This is a genomic window from Vibrio sp. SCSIO 43153 (genome assembly GCF_023716625.1).
Classification (GTDB): Bacteria; Pseudomonadota; Gammaproteobacteria; order Enterobacterales; family Vibrionaceae; genus Vibrio; species Vibrio rotiferianus.
On record NZ_CP071856.1, the window covers coordinates 1,760,484 to 1,778,564 of the forward strand.

6 protein-coding genes are annotated in these 18,081 nt (G+C 44.1%); 2 read left to right on the plus strand and 4 right to left on the minus strand.

All coding sequences use genetic code 11. The features are described from left to right. The first annotated feature begins 1 nt into the window (after position 1). A complete protein-coding gene (vctC, locus tag J4N37_RS24180; protein ID WP_252042632.1) occupies positions 2-757 on the plus strand; it encodes an iron chelate ABC transporter ATP-binding protein VctC in 756 nt (251 codons plus the stop codon). 24 nt (positions 758-781) lie between these two features. Here the strand turns inward: vctC and cueR are convergent, their stop codons facing one another. Both cueR and J4N37_RS24190 read right to left on the minus strand, forming a co-directional pair. Further along, complete coding sequence (gene cueR / locus J4N37_RS24185) at positions 782-1,168, minus strand: Cu(I)-responsive transcriptional regulator (protein ID WP_138956257.1); 387 nt, start codon at positions 1,166-1,168, stop codon at positions 782-784. 89 nt (positions 1,169-1,257) lie between these two features. After that, entirely contained in the window at positions 1,258-2,229 is a 972-nt protein-coding gene (locus J4N37_RS24190) for a helix-turn-helix transcriptional regulator (protein ID WP_252042633.1), read from the minus strand. Positions 2,230-2,345: 116 nt separating this feature from the next. On the opposite strand from J4N37_RS24190, the gene J4N37_RS24195 reads away from it, so the two are divergent. Next, positions 2,346-4,352: a TonB-dependent siderophore receptor gene (locus J4N37_RS24195; protein WP_252042635.1), complete on the plus strand. Its 2,007-nt coding sequence runs from the start codon at positions 2,346-2,348 to the stop codon at positions 4,350-4,352. A 316-nt stretch (positions 4,353-4,668) separates the two neighbouring features. Here the strand turns inward: J4N37_RS24195 and J4N37_RS24200 are convergent, their stop codons facing one another. After that, complete coding sequence (locus J4N37_RS24200; protein WP_010452360.1) at positions 4,669-4,917, minus strand: YgjV family protein; 249 nt, start codon at positions 4,915-4,917, stop codon at positions 4,669-4,671. A gap of 743 nt (positions 4,918-5,660) precedes the next feature. Further along, the gene (locus J4N37_RS24205) at positions 5,661-18,074 is read right to left on the minus strand and encodes a VCBS domain-containing protein (RefSeq protein ID WP_252042636.1); all 12,414 of its coding nucleotides are present in this window, start codon (positions 18,072-18,074) and stop codon (positions 5,661-5,663) included. Positions 18,075-18,081 lie beyond the last annotated feature (7 nt).

The following is an 18,081-nucleotide window of genomic DNA, read 5'->3' on the forward strand; positions in this document are numbered from 1 at the left end:
CATGATTGTTATAGATAAACTTACTAAAGCATTTGGTTGCAACAAAGTGGTTGATGAGGCCGATACCCAATTTGAAAAAGGGAAAGTGACATCGATTATCGGCCCTAATGGGGCAGGGAAGAGTACCTTGCTCTCGATGGCATCGCGATTGACCGATCGAGATGGCGGGAGTGTCATAATTGATTGCAAAGAGATTGCTGAATGGGACACCAAAGAGCTCGCGAAAAAGTTGGCGGTGCTACGCCAAGCAAACACGATTACGATGCGTTTTACTGTCAAAGAGTTGGTCTCATTTGGACGTTTCCCGTATTCGAAAGGTAACCTAAACAAAGATGATCACACGCTAATCAACCGAGCCATCGATTACTTAGACCTGAAAGAAATCCAAGATAAGTTCTTAGATGAATTGAGTGGGGGTCAACGACAATTGGCGTTCATTGCGATGGTGATTGCCCAAGATACGGATTATGTCTTTCTTGATGAGCCCTTGAACAACCTCGATATCAAGCATTCATTGCAGATCATGAAAGTGGTTCAGCGTCTTGCGCACGATATGAACAAAGCCATGGTGGTAGTGATTCATGATATTAACTTTGCGGCTTGTTATTCCGATGAGATCCTTGCTTTGAAGAGGGGAAAAGTGGTTGCAAGTGGCGGGGTTGAAGAGGTGATTCAGGCATCCACGTTAGAAGATATCTACGAGACACCTTTTAATATCATCGAGCTTAATGGTAAGCGTATGTGTACTTACCACTAAGTGACTATTCAAATGCTGGCGAGCTTACTTGGTGAGCTCGTCCATGATCGGGCAGCGGCTGTTTGCATCCCCTGGGCAAGAAGAAACCCAGCCTTCCAACTGCTTTTTAATCTCCAATAAGTGGGCTATTTTTTGCTCCACTTCATGAAGTTTGTCCATGGTTCGTGCTTTTACTTCGCTACTTTTACGGTTTGGGTTGTGTGCCAATTGCACGAACTCTTTGCATTCTTGTAGTGAGAAACCTGCGTTCTTTGCTCGAGAAACCAAGTTGAGTTCTTGAATGTGTTTTTCCGAATATTCGCGATAGCCTGAGTCGCTGCGTGTTGGTGACGAGATAATACCTTTATCTTCGTACATACGAATGGACTTAGATGATAGGCCCGTTAATTTGGCCACTGCACCAATATTCATGATGACCTCTGTGTTTCAGATAACCTTTATCGCGAGTATAACCTCAAGTGTTGTTTGACCCAAAGGGCTTTACACGAGCCAGTCCTTTCTTAGTGGCTATTAACCACTTCATGAGGCGCAACACCGAATACTTTCTTAAATGCGCTCGTGAAGTTTGATGGGTGGTGGTAGCCAGCCTCATAAGCGGCTTCAGTTATAGACATGAGCCCATGCTCCAAGTTTTGACGCGCAATCTCTAAGCGGCGATGGCGTATATAACCATTAACCGTCATGTCTAGCGACTGTTTAAAGCGGCGTTGGAGATTTGAAACACTCATCGAAAACTCCTCAGCTAAACGTTCTAAACTCAACTCTTCTTCAAGGTGTGTTTCAATGTAGCTAATGATATTTTCAATTCGAGCATCGACCGAATGTTTCTTCTGTTCGGATTTTTTACAGTATTCGTCGGGCATTTGGCATATCGCATAGGTGACAACTTGGTAGATTAGACTTTCAACTTCTAGGCGTTCTTTTACGTTGACTGGAGGCTCACGCCGAGAGAGTGTAAGGATAAGATCAATGACTGCCGAGTTAAGCTTTAGTTGATAAAAGGCGTTATGCGTTTCAATAAAGCGTTGATGATCAATACTGCCTTCTATTCTCGACTCTAACCATGTGGGTTTGATGGCTATATTGATCTTGTTCATATGATTATTTTGGATAAGCGAACGGTGGAAATTTGCAGGTTTGGTCAAGTTCACAACGACACCTTGCGGCGATGAATTTGCATCAAAATCGAACTTAAGATCGTCGTAGCCAAATGAGAGTTTGCCTTCTAAAAGAATGGTAATCAGCATGGCGGGACGAGCAGTAGAAACAATATGAGAATCTACGAGTTCTATGCAACCTCCACCATGGACAAAAATCTGGTCATTGTACTGATAGGAGAAGAAGCTTCCTTCTGCCAGTTGCGTTTGACGGCTTTGCCCTTGACTTACGATGTACTGCGTTTCTGTACCCTCAAGTTTTTTAGTTATAGCTACTTTGGCAATTCTAGTTCTTTTTTTGGTCTCTTCCGTCATTTGACGTTTCCTCATAACACCTAGGCGATTTTGCATAAGTGATTCGTCTTTTTATTTATCATTAGCGACCCTATCATACGTGAGAATTATTATCATTTATATTTAGGAAGACGTTTATGGAAAGCCCTGTTCGCTCACCAATTAAGCTTTCAAGCCTATGCCTGGCGGTAAGTATGGCACTTGCTCATCCAGTTTTAGCCCAAGGCCAAGATTCTCATTTCGAAGAGGTCGTTGTTTGGGGTACTAAAGTATCCAGCAATACTGAATCCATGTTTGCCGACGACATGTCATTAAAACAAGCGGACCATATGTCCGATTTGCTGCGTGAGATTCCGGGTGTTGATGTTGGTGGGACGCATTCTGTCAACCAACGCATTACGATTCGTGGCTTAGGTGAAACCGACCTTGATATCCGCTTAGACGGTGCATCGCAGCACGCCAACATGTTCCACCATATTGGCAACCTGACTCTTAACCCAGATATTCTCAAGTCCGCGGATATCCAAGTAGGTAATAACTCGGTGACGCAAAGTGGTCTTGGTGGTTCGGTGTACTTTGAAACTAAAGATGCACGTGATCTACTGCGTTACGATGAAAACTTTGGTGCGCGCGTGTATGGTGGTTATGCGTCCAACGACAATCAACAGGGCTCATTAACGCTTTATGGATTGCTGTCTGAAAACGTGGACGCGATGGTCTACGGCCATTACGTAACACGAGATGACTTTGACGATGGCGATGGCAATAAAACCTTTGGTTCCGAGGGCGACGTTTATAACATATTAGGCAAACTAGGGTACGAGTTTAGCGACATCCATCGCTTTGAAATCTCTTACGACATGTACCGTGACAGTGGGGACTACAACCCGCGCCCTGATATGTCGGGCAGTGCGAACAATGGTCTATCCAATAACCTACTGGTTCCGACGGATTACGATCGTGACACGGTCACTCTGAGTTATGAGTTGCGCGGTGAGCAACATCAAGGTGACGTGACGCTTTACAATACCGAGACTGAAGTTGTACGTGATGAATCAGTGATGGCACCGCGTTGGCCAGCTAATCGATTATCGGAAAACACCGCAAAAAACCGGAACGTAGGCTTAAGTGCAAAATTCCAATCATTGGTGACGTTGGGTAACCTTGACCACCGTGCGACATACGGTCTTGATTACATGGATAAGACGTCAGAGAGTTACTACGGTAGAAGTAAGTTCATGTCTGAATCAGCGGTTTCTACAGCGCTATTCGTTGAGGACCAAATTTTCATTTCTGATGCTCTTTCTATTACTGCAGGTTTGCGTTTTGATGACTATCAGCGTAAAGCGGAAACGGGGGACAACGATTACGATGAAGTGACCTGGTCGCTCGCAGCGGAGTGGGCGGTAACGCAAGATTGGACACTATTCGCTAGTTCACGCTCGCTATTTAAAGGACCAGAATTAATGGAAACCTTTATCGCTTACCAAGATGTGGCGTATCTACAAGATGGTTTGAAGCCAGAAACGGGACTCAACACACAAGGTGGTGTGCGTTTCAATAAGAGCATGGATGAGCACTCCTTTGGTGCAAATCTGACGGTATTCCAAACAGATATTGATAACTACATTGCTGACGAGTACCAACGCGATACTCAAACTTATCTTATTTACAATTTAGGTGATGTGGAAATCAAAGGCTTCGAAGCTAGCGCCTTCTACGGTTTCGAAAGCTTTGGCAGCAAACTGTCTTACTCTAAGTCAGACACCAAAAACAAAGATACTGGCGGTCCAGTAGCCGGCGGCAATGGGCGCAGTATTGATATGGGTGACAGCATCTCGCTGACGTTGGATTACCAATCTGATTCGCTAGAAACCATCTTTGGTTGGAACTCAATGTTTGTTCTTGAAGAAGACAACGTCTTTGATGGTCAGCCTAAAAAAGACAACTATGACGTGCATAATTTATATGCCCAATGGGTGCCTTCCAATATCGATGGTCTATCAGTAACGTTCGGTATTGATAACGTCTTTGATGAGTTATATACGTCCCATGCCTCTCGTTCGGGTACCGCGCGAGGAATCACGCTGGATGACTATGAACCAGGAAGAAACTATAAGTTATCGGCCGCATACCAGTTCTAATTTTAAGAGTAATAACAACCTTAGATATTTGGCTTTTGAGCAGGAGGTTATACCAGTCACAGTAATTGATCAGAATTAGCGTAGGAAAAATGCTTGAGAACAAGGCCGAAATTTTCGATAAGTAGTTATTCTACAATCAAACTTTTAAACGAAGTAATCGAGCATTATGACAAGTTAGAATGACCGGTTATTTACTACGATTGGTATTACCCCACCAATACAGATTGGGAGTAGGGTGGGGATTCTGCATCGGATGCGTTAGAACGAAAAAGGCCCGCTGGTTATTCACCTAGCGGGCCTTTTTAAAACTAAATTTTTACGCTTTTTCAGGCGTTAGGCTTTTTTTTTCCTGCTGCATTTTTGCAAGGAAGTACACGTTAACACACGCGATGAAGCCGTTAGTCAGTACTACAGGCCATGAATCAATCATTAGACCGTAAGCGGTGAACAGTGCACAGCCAACAAAGTTAAGAATACGAAGCTTAACGATATCTTTCATTGTTAGCGAAATTGCAACCATGATTGAAGCTGCATAACCCAAAATTTCAACCATATTCATTTCCATTATTTGACCCTCTAAATCTGCCGAATTCTGTCGGTACCAATTCTTCTCATCTTGAGATTAGTGAGGAAGCTCCATGCCTCGAATGGTCTTGTTCGTTTTGATGGGTTAACTATAGCAATGGAAAAACCGTGATGAAAGCCTCAATTAGAGGTTAAGAGAAGGTTAGCGATTACGCAAACGTTTAAGAGAAAAATCATTGATAGTTTTACTTATTATGTTGATTAATAGTAAGAGGGTATTTATCTGCTTAGTTGATAGAAACACTTTGAACATGAACCTTTGTTTAGCGCATGCTATTGAGGAGGGGGTCGTCCTGAGTTTGTATCCGTAAGGAATTGTGAACTAATTGTCCTTATGAGTTGAACCTGAGTGATTATCTACACTATAATGCAAGTGAGAATTATTATCATATAGATGTAGTATGCCGATTGTTATTAGTTTTATATTTACGTTTGCTTTGGTACTGCGTACTAAACCCCACTATTGGTGTGTGCTAGCACATTTGTTTTCGCATGTAAGTATGCTGTTATTGATCCCTCAGGATTACGTTCTTCAGTATTTGATTGTTATGTTCTTCTCAGCACCAATATTGATTAGGTTATCGAAGAGAAGTGAGTATTTCGATGTGTTTTTCGCTTTTATGCCTTTGCTAGTAGGGAGCGGTGGGTTGGCGTTAGCCTAACTTACCTTTTTAGGCATAATGATAAGAGTAAACCGCCCCTAAAGGGCGGCGTACCCAAAAACTAATTATGCTCTGTTAAAACATGTAAGGTGCTAAGCAGCGACTCGGTAGTGATCGAGCTTACGTCACTTACATTATTCACATTGAGCGTATGCCAACCAATCCCTTCTAAAGTAATATTCGTTACCGCACCAGTAGTATCCTCTACGGTAATCGTTGTAGATGAACTTGCTGAACTATCTGGCAGTGCAGGATCGTCATTGACGGTGACTTGAATTAAGTTTGCGTCGAGTAAATCACTCACACTGGTGTTCGCTGGGAGTAGATCGGTGAGATCAATTTCATCACCACTTGGGTCATAATCGGTGATGGTATTAGTGCTACCAGAGTTCTCTTGTAAGAACACAAAGCTGTCGATGCCTCCTCCCGAAGTCAATATATCATTTCCTGAGGTTCCACTAAGGGTGTCATTGCCCTCATGTCCAAAGGTCTTAGAAACAACGAGTTGACCTGTCTCAACGAGAGAACTAACGCGCTCTTGATTAGAGAGGTTATCAACATTTTGGCCGTATAAGTTTGATAAGCTCACACCATCAAGCGTAATGGATTGAAGTAACTGACTATCAGTTTGTGTGATTTGCAGTACTGCGTTCCCGTCCACCTCAGTAATGGTTAATTCGTTGCTTAGAGTGCTCGAATCCCATGCGCCGGTCAGATTGAAAACTTGCTCCAAGTCGATAACATCAGCGTTGACATCGAAATCTTTGATGATGTCATCTCCAGGTGTTGCGCTGGTTCCCAGTACATTATCGCTCCATAGGAAGGTATCTGAGGTGCCAATATCAGAACCATCAGTAGGGCCTCCCCATAAGATCTCGTCATAACTAGATGCGACGAGAATATCGGAGCCCAATGAACCTATATGTGTAGTACCAAGAACAGTCACTGTGACCTGTTTAGCCGTGATGGTTGTTCCATCACTAACGTTTATTGTGAACAGTTCATCAAATGTCTGCCCCGCAGATAGTGTATCAGCTGCTCCTGGAGTGAGTGTATACGTCCACGTCAAGGTTGAATCATCAAACGAGAGTGTGCCATAGCTACCGCTGGTATCATCAACGGACCATGTTAAGTTACTGGTGTTAGTATCCACGTCATCAACAGTTAGCAATCCCGAAGCTTGGTCGACAAAGCCCGCTTTGACCTGTCCTGCGGCAACGCCATCAACGGTCGCAGGATCATTATTACCATTTAGCGTGATGGTAATGAGTTGGTTGGTTTCATTTGCCGAACTATCTTTAACCACGACAGTGAAGACTTCTTCAGTTATGCCGCCAGGCAAGGCCTGAGATAGCACAGGGTCTAATGTGTATGTCCATTCTCCGTTCGGCTGTAGAATAAAGGTACCATAAGGCGAAGCAGGGGAGTTGAGCTCAAACGTCACAGAGCCGCCTTCAGGATCCGACGCTTCAACTTTTCCTGATGTTTGTTGCTCTAATGCTGTGCCATCTTCCGTAACACTACCTGATATTTCGCTTGTATTTTCGATGATTGGAGAATCGTCGTTTCCGTTTAAGGTGATAGTAATGGTCTGATTTACTGATTTACCTTCGGTATCTTCAATCGCGACAACAAACTGTTCAGTCGTTATGCCTGCAGGTAATGTTTGAGATTTAACTGGGTCAAGTACGTAGTCCCATTCTCCATCATTGTTGACAGAGAAAGTACCATACTGGGATTGATTTGAAGTTAGGCTAAACGTTAAATCCTGGTTTTCTGCATCATCAGCGGTGATTGTGCCAGTCGCAGATTGTTCCGAAGCCGTACCATCTTCAGTAACTTCTCCTGAAGTATCTGTTTGGTTGTCAACCACGAATGGCACATCATTATCGCCAAATACTTGAATAACGACGTCCTGAGTTATCACTCCACCATTTTCATCATCAATAGTAACCGTAAAGGTGTCAAAGATGTTTTGGTCTGTATCAGTCAACGACTCCACTAGCGCTGGCGTCATGACATAGGTCCAAACACCAGTGTTCTTATCAATCGTAAGTTCACCATATTGACCTTGCTTGGTCTGAGAGCCCGCATTGTTGTCAAAAGTGAATAAGTGATTGTCTGATGCATCGACATCATCGATATCGATAGTACCTGTTGCAGTTCCCGAACCTTGGCTAGGATCTTCAAATACTTCTCCGGTTGTTACAGAATCTTGGGTAACTTCAGGTAAGTCATTGGTACCAGTTATCTTAAATGTAACGGGTTGCGTGTCCTCTAAGCCATGCTCATCTTTAGCTTTGATTTCATATTGCAAGGTTAATGATTCACCTACCGCAAGCGCTTGTACTTCAGGAAGGTTATTATCATAAGTAAACTCCCAATCTCCACTAGATGAGTCAATCGTTAGCGTGCCTCTAGGATCAGAATTGATGACACTCCAAGTGATGGCATCTCCAATATCTGGGTCCCCACTGTCGAACGTTCCTGTAAGTGGACTTGTATCGTCTTCGGCTACGGTTTGCGTTGCAATCGTCGCTATTTCAGGAGCATCATTCGTACCATTAATGGTGATAGTAATATCAAGCGGAACAGAGTTTCCTTTTCCATCAGTGGCAACGATGGAGATAGTGTCGGTTGTTGAACCACCTTTCGGGAGCGCATTGATATCTGGATGAGCACTATTGAGCTCGTACTTCCAAGTGTTTCCATCTATGGTCACGTTTGAACCAAAGGTGCCTGAATTGACGACTTGATAACTAAGTACATCACCAAAGTCGACATCATTCGCCCCGAGATTGCCGGTTGCAAGCGTAGGGCTATCCTCGGTTACTGTTCCCGTCGTTGTACCTTGGATTGTCGGGATATCGTTGTCACCTAATATAGTAACAACAACTTCTTGAGTGACTTCTGCTCCAAAACTATCGGTCGCAGTTACGAAGAAGCTTTCAGTTACAATAGCGCCTTCAGGCAGTGCTTGAATATGTGGGTCATTGTATAGCGTGTAACTCCACTTTCCGTCGGATCCGAGAACAAACTGGCCGTATGTACCAGAAAGGTCTTTTGGTGCAAAAGTTACCGAATCAGCATTATCAACATCAATCGAAGTTAATTGCAGTTCTCCAGTAGTCACTTTAATGTCTTCCTGGACTTCTCCCGTGACATCTCCTGTGATCTGTGGTTCTTGGTTGGTACCTTTAATCGTGATCACGACGTTTGTTGAGTCCGTAGCATTGGCACCATCGGTCACAGATACGGGAAAGGACTCTGTCAGCGTTTCGTTCGGGTTCAATGCAATGACATCAGGATGGTTTTCGTTGAGATCGTAGGTCCACTTGCCGTTTGAATTAAGTGTAAATGTACCGTACTGACCATTGATCGTGGTTAATGGATTCCACGTTGCTGTATCGCCAGTATCAACGTCACCACTTGCAAGTTGACCAGTGATGTTACTGGTGTTTTGGGCACTGACTGAGCCCGTTGTAGCTCCACTAATCACAGGGGCGTCGTTTGTGCCAGTCACCTCGACTTCGATTTTTAGTGGAATCGGGTTGCCATTCTCATCGACAACCGTTTTACCATATTGATCAGTGACGAATACGGTAAATGTATCCGTCACTGTTTCACCTTCCCTTAGTGACTGAACGGCTGAACTGTTGTTATCTAATGTGTACTCATAACTACCATCAGGATTGATAGTTATGCTTCCATAGGTGCCTGAGCCATCTACAAGCTGCCAAGTAGGATTGCTACCAAGTTCACTTGGAGGCGTAAGGTTGCCACTCTGGATAAAGGTGTTGTTTTGGTCTTCTGTTGCATCGAGCTCTAAAATAACATCTGGATCCACGGTGATATCATCCGCAGAACCATTTACTTTAATCTTGATTTCTTGCGTATCAGAGTCACCTTTTTCGTCGGTCACTTTTACGGTGAAGGTATCGTATTCAACGTCACCAGCATTCAATGGTTGAACGGCGTTGTTGTCGATATTGTATTCCCACTCTCCTGTATCAGGGTTTAGGGTTAGTGTGCCGTAGTCACCTTGCAGTTGGGTTACTTCGCTGTTGCCATTACTTGTATCGACAATTACCCAATCTTGTGAGTCGTTGAAGTCAGGGTCGTTATCTTCTAGCACTCCTGAGCTAGATAGAGTGACATCTTCGGTAACCTCGCCAATGACATCGGGTTCAGATATCGAGATTGGTTGGTAAGAAATTTGCGGAGCATCATTGACACCTTTGATGGTGACTTCAACTGTGAAGGTGACGCCATTGTTTGAAATGTGCCAAACCTCAGTGACTGTTTCACCTTCTTGTAAGCCATCTACTAATGGATTGTTATTGTCGATAACATAGAACCATTTCTTGGCGCTGTCATCGTAGACTAATTCACCATATGCACCGCCTGAATGAGGTGTTGCTGTCGCTGAATTATTTAAACCACCACCAACAGGGATCTCTACCGACTCTGTTGGGCCAGCAGTTTCATCGCCTTCGGTGATGTCTACAATTCGGTCGGGTGGGTTACCACCACCACCGCCCGCAGCATCGTCATCCCAACCATGGACAAATACGGTTACTTTGTAAGGTTGTGAGTTTTCGCCTTTGTCGTCGGTACCAATAACCCAAAATTCCTCTGTAACTACTTGGCCTGGATCTAGGTCTTGAATGGCGTTTCCTACTACTTGATAGGTCCATTTCCCATCGTCAGTGATAGTAAACTGACCATATGTGCCAAGGCCTGTACTTTGGCTGCTATCTATACTCCAGCCAGAAATCGATGAGTTATCATCAACATCTATAGCGGTCAACTGGCCTTCGGTTATCGACAAAGAACCGTCATTGCGGCCTGCATCATCTTCAACGATATAACCTGTGTTATCACCACTAATGATTGGTGGATCATTTTCGCCATTAATGGTTATCACGACTTGATCAGTGATCACAGCCCCAAAACTATCTTTACCAATTACGTTAAAGGTTTCAGTGACGATCGCACCTTGTTCAAGGCTGTTGATTGCAGAATCGTTCGGAATAAACTTCCAATTACCTTGAGCATCAATAGAGAAGGTGCCGTAGTTTCCTTGAGAGGGGGTGCTTTCACTGATGACATTGAAGGTTGGTGAATCGCCATCGTCGATATCAATCAGGTTCAGTTTGCCGGTAACGAGATCGGTTGAGTCTTCCAAAAATGTTGCGCTTAAATCGCCAGTGATGGTTGGAGAGTCGTTAACACCGTCAATAGTAATCGTGATGGGTTTTGTCGATGTTTCTCCTTTACTGTCAATTACGGTGACATTAAAGGTTTCTTGATAACTTTGATTTGGGTTTAGTTGCTGAACTTGGGTTGTATCTAATGTATAAGTCCACTTCCCAGTATCGGAATCAATGCTGAAGCTACCATAGCTACCAGCCCCGTTATCAACAGAATAGGTGTGGGTATCACCAGCATCTGGGTCACCTGAGGATAAATTGCCAGTGGTAGTAACGGTATCTTCTGTCGTGTGCGGAGACAGGTTTCCAGACAGATTTGGTGCGTCATTAGTTCCGTCGATGTTGATGGTTAGATCTTTGGTCGATGATTGACCATATTGATCGACAACTCGAATGGTTATGACATCTTGTAGACCTGCAATATCTTCATCAGTTAGCGCATTCACAGCAGGGTTTGAGTTATCTAGCTTATAAGAGAACTCACCAGTGGTTGGGTCAATGAATGTAAGGGTGCCATACTGGCCAGTCGAACCGACGATACTCCACGTGAGTGACTCTCCATCATCAGGGTCTCCAGAATTTATGGTACCGGTAATGGTATCAGGTATGGCATCTTCTTTAATTGAGTAAGTATCGGTAATGATGATATCTGGTGGGTTATTAACACCGGCAACATTGATCACCACGTCGATAATAGCAGTTGCTCCATTTAAGTCTTCTACTTCAACTTGGAAGATATCTTGTCTCGTTTCACCGGGTGGAATTTGCTGTGTTTCAAACTTATCGTTGTGTAATTGGTAAGTCCATTTACCGTTTTGATCAACAATTAGCGACCCATACTTTCCGGCTGGATCACCCGCTGGATCTGTATCGAGAACATCCCAAGTATGAGAGTCGTTTACATCAATGTCAGAGACGACTAATTGACCTTGAGCAGAATCTCTATTGTTTGTATTTTCAACTACGCTACCAGTATCACCAGACAAAGACGGAGTGTCATTGTCACCGTGTATCGTTACGGTGATAGTTTCCGTGGTAGAGCTTAAACCATTGTTGTCTGTAACCGTGACGGTAAACGTGTCGGTTAAAGACTCGTTAGGTAACAGTCCTTGAACGCTCGAGTTTGAATTATTGAGTTCGTAAGTCCACTTGCCATCATTATCTATGGATATGGTTCCGTACTTACCTTGATCTGAGTTTAAAGACCAAGTGTGGGTGTCAAGCGTATCCACATCAGTTACTGATAGGTCACCCGTTGTTGTAATCGGCTGGCTCGGGTCTGGGGTGTCTTCTGTAACAGAGCCATTGAGTTGTTCGTTAACAACTATTGAAGGTTGATCATTGGTACCAACCACAGTAATGGTTACGGTAACGTTATCTGTTGCTCCGTATTGGTCTGTTGCATGGACGGTAAACGTTTCAAGGGTACCAACTTCCCCTTCAGACAATGCTTGTAGAGCGTCATCCTGCGACTGTGTCATTGAAGGAGTATAAGTCCATCGACCATTATCTGCGATTGTTAGCGTACCGTATTTGCCTTCAGCACCATCTATTGTCCAAGTGATGTCTTTGTTGTCATCAGGGTCATTATCGTAAAGGCGACCACGGCGAAATGCTTCTACATCTTCAGTCAGTGTTCGACTTGTTCTGCCGGTAATCTCAGGCGTATCATTACTACCTACAATGTTAACGACGATAGGAATTTCGTCTGTACCACCGTTGCCGTCAGAAACAACAGCTGTAAATGTGTCTTGGTAATTTTTGCCTTCTTCCATACGGTTAGATAACGCAGGATCAAGGTTGTAAACCCAATTGCCATTATTATCGAGGCTAACTGTACCGAATAGCCCTTGGTCTGAGTTTTTGATAGACCAGGTTAGGGTGTCAGGTGTGAGTTCTGTATCAATATCGTCTGCGATAAGCGTACCGCCACCAGTTACAGTCACGTCTTCTACGAGATCATCTGTCGCAGTACTTAACGTAGTGTCTATTACCGGGTCGTCGTTGGTACCAGTTACCCTGACAACGATAACTTCAGTGTCTATGCCTCTATCATTATCATTTACTTGGATAGTGAATCGTTCTTCAACAACAGCACCTGCGGCAAGCTCTTGGGCTTTGTCATTATCTAGCGTGTAGCTCCAAGTTCCCGTTGTTGGATCAATGCTAAACAGACCGTATTCACCCGAGGCACTGTTAGGATCGACTAATGACCAGCTATGGGTATTGCTCAGGTCTGGATCGGAATCAGATAGGTTTCCCGAAACGGTTAACTGACTAGCATCTTCTGCGACAGTTTGGGTTAGAGTACCTGAGATATCTGGCACATCATTGCTACCCTTGATAGTGACGACCAAGTCAAACTCATCAGTACCGCCATTGCCATCGTCTACTTTGATGGTGAATGTTTCTTCACGAGTTTCGTAACTTGCTAAAAAGTCGACTTTTGTATCATCTAGCGTGTATTTCCAAACGCCATTGGAGTCTAGAGTAATAGTGCCAAAAGTTGCATTTATTGAAGCCGCTGTTCCGGATGTCGCTTCTTGGCCATCAATTGACCAAGTGTGCCCATCCTGTAAATCCACATCGGTAACACCTAAGTCACCCGTAACCATGTTCGCTAGGGCGTTGTCTTCTTCAACGTTATTGTTCGTCGTAATGTTTGTGATAGTTGGTTCGTCGTTCTCACCAGTGATAGTAATCGTTACGGTCTGACTAATAGTCCCACCGAGACCATCTTCTGCTTGAACAACAAAGCGCTCAGTGATGATTTGTCCTTTTGCCAGTTCTTGGGCTTTGTCATTATCAAGGTTGTAGGTCCAGAAACCGTCTGCAGTAATGCCAAAGTCACCATAGGTTGAGTCTGTTTGCCCAAGCGCTGACCATGTATGTGATGCTCCTTGATCGGCATCGACCACTGCAAGCTGCCCATTGGCGAGTTGTGTTCCATCTTCGTCTACATTACCAATCAGAGGGCCCGTAATTTGGCTAGGGCTATCATTTTCACCTGTTATGTTGATGGTAACTGTCTTGACTTCACTCGCTGTCCCGTTGTTATCGATAGCGATATATGTAAAGGAAACAGAGGTTTGCTGGCCTTGAGCTAAATAGTCAAAGTCAGTGCCTGTATCAAAGATGAATGTCCCATCTTGGTTTAAACTCAGTGTTCCTTGACCGGAGGGGATATCGTCAACGAGTTGGTACGCAGTAATCGTACCGTCAACGTCTGATGCTGCCGGGACACTACTGCTTAGAACGTCATTTTCATCGATATTTTCTGTACTATGAAAAGCAACTGGAGCGTCGTTGGTTCCTTGGATAGTAACCTGAATTGTGTGCTCAGTGCCGTCAACAGATTTAACGATAAAATCACTAACCAAAGGTGTACTGTTTACATTGAGGTAATCATAAGCCTCGTCTGCAACAAACGTCCAATTACCTTGAGCATCTATCGAAAAGGTACCGTACTTTCCTACATAGCCCGTTTGAGGAACAAACTCATCAGTATTATCAACATCTGATACATTCAATTTGCCAGACGTTTGCAATGGTGCATCGGTTTCACTAAGTACTTTAGTGTCATCTCCATCGATAATAGCAGGGTCATTGACCCCGTCTACGGTAATGGTGACCATGGATTGTGATACGCCACCGTGATCGTCAGTGACCTGATAGTTTATAACGACAGTGGCTGACTCATTATCGTTTAAGTATTCAAACTCATCATTAGTGAAGAACACTAATTGGTTGTTAACAACGCTAACACTACCTAAGAGGTTATTTGGGTCACCATTAACAGAAGCTACCTGAGCGTTTGTAATATTTAGAACCGTGTCGTCAACATCGCTATCGTTCGCAAGTGCGTCGATAATGTAACCCGTTTCGGTATTCGTATTCGGGTCTCTGATACCATCTTCAGTAATTTTGCCAACATCAGCTACAAGTTCCGGAAGGTCGTTTGTACCTGATATAGTCATTGTGATAGTTTGCTCTGTGCCATCAGCTGCTTTGACCACAAACTGATCTACGAGTGGTACGCTGTCGGTATTTAGGTTGTTGAATCCATCGTTGGTAACGTATGTCCAGTTACCATCCTTATCGATATTAAATACCCCGTAGCTCCCGGCTTGGTTGGTGACAACCTGAAATTCGTTTGGCCCATCAACATCCTGAACAGTTAGTTTGCCACTATCTGTTAGAATTGCGTCGGTCTCTAGGAGTTGAACATCAACATCACCAGTGATTATTGCAGGATCATCTTGGCCATTTATTGTAATGGTTATTTGATGCTCAGTTCCATCAATTGTTGAAACAGTAAATATCTCTGTTTTACTCTCACCAGACTTCAAATATTGAACATCATCATTCGCTACCGAATAACTCCAACTGCCATTCTCACTAATGGTCAACGTACCTAAGGCATTGGCCGGAGGCACTATCGTTGATGGATCGAACTTAGCTTCATCGGCGCCATCAGGGTCGCTGATAGTAAGCGTATCACCGACTTGTAAAAATGGTGTGCTCTCATCTTCAGTTACTTCACCAAAGTCTACACCACCAATTATGGCGTCATCGTTAACACCAATAATAGTCACGGTGACAGCATGCTGCGTTCCATCCAATGAATTAACGGTAAAGGTTTCGATTTTTTGTTCGTCTTTACCAAGGTATTGAACTAGCGAGTTGTCAACTTCATAAACCCACTGACCTGCGGCTGTAATAGTGAGCGCGCCTAAGTTGGAAGGATTGGTAGCGACGCTTGATGGGTCGAAAGACTCCTCATCAGAGCCATCTACATCGTTTATCGTTAGTAGTCCAGTATCACGCAGAGTAGGGGAGGCGCTGTCTTCAATCACTTGGCCAATATCATCCCCTCCAATAACTGCGCTGTCATTAACGCCAGTGATAGTGATTTCTACAGTATGTTCGGTGCCATCAATAGATGTAACAGTGAAAGTCTCTAGTTTGGTTTCACCTTCACCTAGGAATTGCACATCAGCGTTGTTTACTTGGTAATTCCAATTCCCTTCAGGGTCAATTGTTAAGGCGCCGAGAGTACCTGGCGCAGACGTGATGCCATTTGGATCAAATACAGCTTGCCCTTGGTCGACATCAGTCACAGTTAGTTTGCCAAAGTCGGTCAATAAAGGATCACTTTCATCTTCGGTGACTGCACCAATAGCATCACCGGTGATGATTGCACCGTCATTAACACCTGTGATCGTGATCGTGATGACTTGTTCTGTTCCGTCATCTGTTTGAACCGTGAATTGCTCAATTTTGGTTTCGCCTTCACCTAGGTATTGAACCAAAGCGTTGTCGACTTGATATTGCCAATCTCCTAACTCATTGATAGAAAGACTGCCAAGAACGGCTCCGACAGCTGACACACTATTAATATTAAATAGGCCACTGTTGTTGGTATCAACGTCGCTCGCTCGTAAAGAGCCGTTATCGGTAAGGAGAGGGGTGCTAGTATCTTCTACAACCGCGCCTATATCATCGCCAGAAATGATCGCAGAATCGTTAACGCCAATTATTGTTACGGTAATGGAATGCTGAGAGCCGTCGACAGATTGAACCGTAAAGCTTTCAACTTTAGTCTCACCTTCACCTAAAAACTGAACGTCGGCATTAGGAACTTGGTAATCCCAGTTGCCATTCGCATCAATAGTTAATGAACCAAGGTTACCTTGCGCTGGCACGACACTACTAGGGTCAAAGGCTTCTTGTTCTTGCCCGTCGTCATCAGCAATCGTAAGGGCACCAGTTTCGGTGAGTAAAGGGTTACTCTCATCTTCAGTAACTGTGCCAGTGTCAATGCCACCAATTATCGCAGTATCATTAATGCCGACAATGGTTATAGTTATCGTATGTTGAGTTCCGTCTTCAGACTGCACAGTAAAGGTTTCAAGTTTAGTTTCACCCTCATCTAAGTACTGAACCAAACTATTGTCTACCTGATAATTCCAATTGCCGTTAGCGTCAATGGTAAGAGAGCCCAACACATCAGGTTCAGCTACAACGCTATCGACTCTGAATGATTCTTGGTCAGAGCCGTCAGCATCAGAAATTGTCAGAGTGCCAGACTCTAAGAGTAGCGGCGTACTTTCGTCTTCTACGACCTGACCAGTATCAACACCATCAACACCAGTACCACCGATTACAGCACTATCATTAACGCCGATAATCGTAACGTTGACAGTATGCTGTGTGCCATCAATAGATTGAACCGTAAACGTTTCAAGTTTAGTTTCGCCCTCATCTAGATACTGCACCAAATTGTTATCAACTTGGTAGTTCCATTGCCCACTATCACTGATGGTTAATGTTCCTAGTGTCCCTTGACTTGGAGTTACTGAATTAGGGTTGAACTGGGCTTCATTACTGCCATCTATATCAGTGATGGTTAGCTGGCCTGTTTCAATTAAGAAAGGGGCAGATTCGTCTTCAACGACTTCTCCTGAGTCTACGCCACCAATATTTGCTGCATCGTTGACACCGTTTACGACTATCGTAATAGTCACGGGGTCGCTTGGTGCACCTTGGTCATCAAGCGATATGTAGCTGAATATTTGAGTCTCGGACTCACCCTCAGCGAGAGAATCAAACTCCCCATTTGTATCAAAAGAGTAACTACCATCAGGGTTGAATGTCAGAATGCCTTTATCTACATCATCGACAAGTTGGTAAGACGAGATGCTACCGTCGTCGTCAATTGCTGTCGGTACATTTGCAGAGATATTGTCATCTTCAGCTAATTCGATAATGTCAGAGAAAGATAGTGGGGAAGCATTTGCGGTAAGGTCTGTGTCCAACTGCTCGGTCTGGGACAGTGTTGGAGTACCTTGAGCTCCGGTTTCAAAGAATGTTGAGACGTCTGCTTCAGGGTTATTAAATTCTACCGTTGCCGCGCCAGCAATTGATGAGCTCAAACTTCCACCGGCAGCAGGGGCAATATCTTCAAATTGAGTCGGATCGTTACCTTGCTCGATGGCGGCAATGATATCGCCAACATCGTCCGGCAGAAGATTGCTATCAAGACTGCTGGATTCGTCAACGTCGTCCGAGGTATAGCCAATGGTTTGTGCGCTTTGCGTTTCCAATACCTCGACCATTTCACCTTTGTCATCAATATAACCGACGAGTGTGTAATTCCCAGTAGCGAACTGTTTTTCTGAAACTGTGATGATCTGTCCTTTACTGTTAAGGACAACGAATTTCTCGACACCTTGAGGAATGAAATCGTTCTTTGCGGTCATTTAGAAT

Coding starts and splice junctions, on each gene's coding strand:
- J4N37_RS24190 (WP_252042633.1), bottom strand. CDS start 2,229: ATGACGGAAGAGACCAAAAAAAGAACTAGAATTGCCAAAGTAGCTATA.
- cueR (WP_138956257.1), bottom strand. CDS start 1,168: ATGAATATTGGTGCAGTGGCCAAATTAACGGGCCTATCATCTAAGTCC.
- J4N37_RS24205 (WP_252042636.1), bottom strand. CDS start 18,074: ATGACCGCAAAGAACGATTTCATTCCTCAAGGTGTCGAGAAATTCGTT.
- J4N37_RS24200 (WP_010452360.1), bottom strand. CDS start 4,917: ATGGAAATGAATATGGTTGAAATTTTGGGTTATGCAGCTTCAATCATG.
- J4N37_RS24195 (WP_252042635.1), top strand. CDS start 2,346: ATGGAAAGCCCTGTTCGCTCACCAATTAAGCTTTCAAGCCTATGCCTG.
- vctC (WP_252042632.1), top strand. CDS start 2: ATGATTGTTATAGATAAACTTACTAAAGCATTTGGTTGCAACAAAGTG.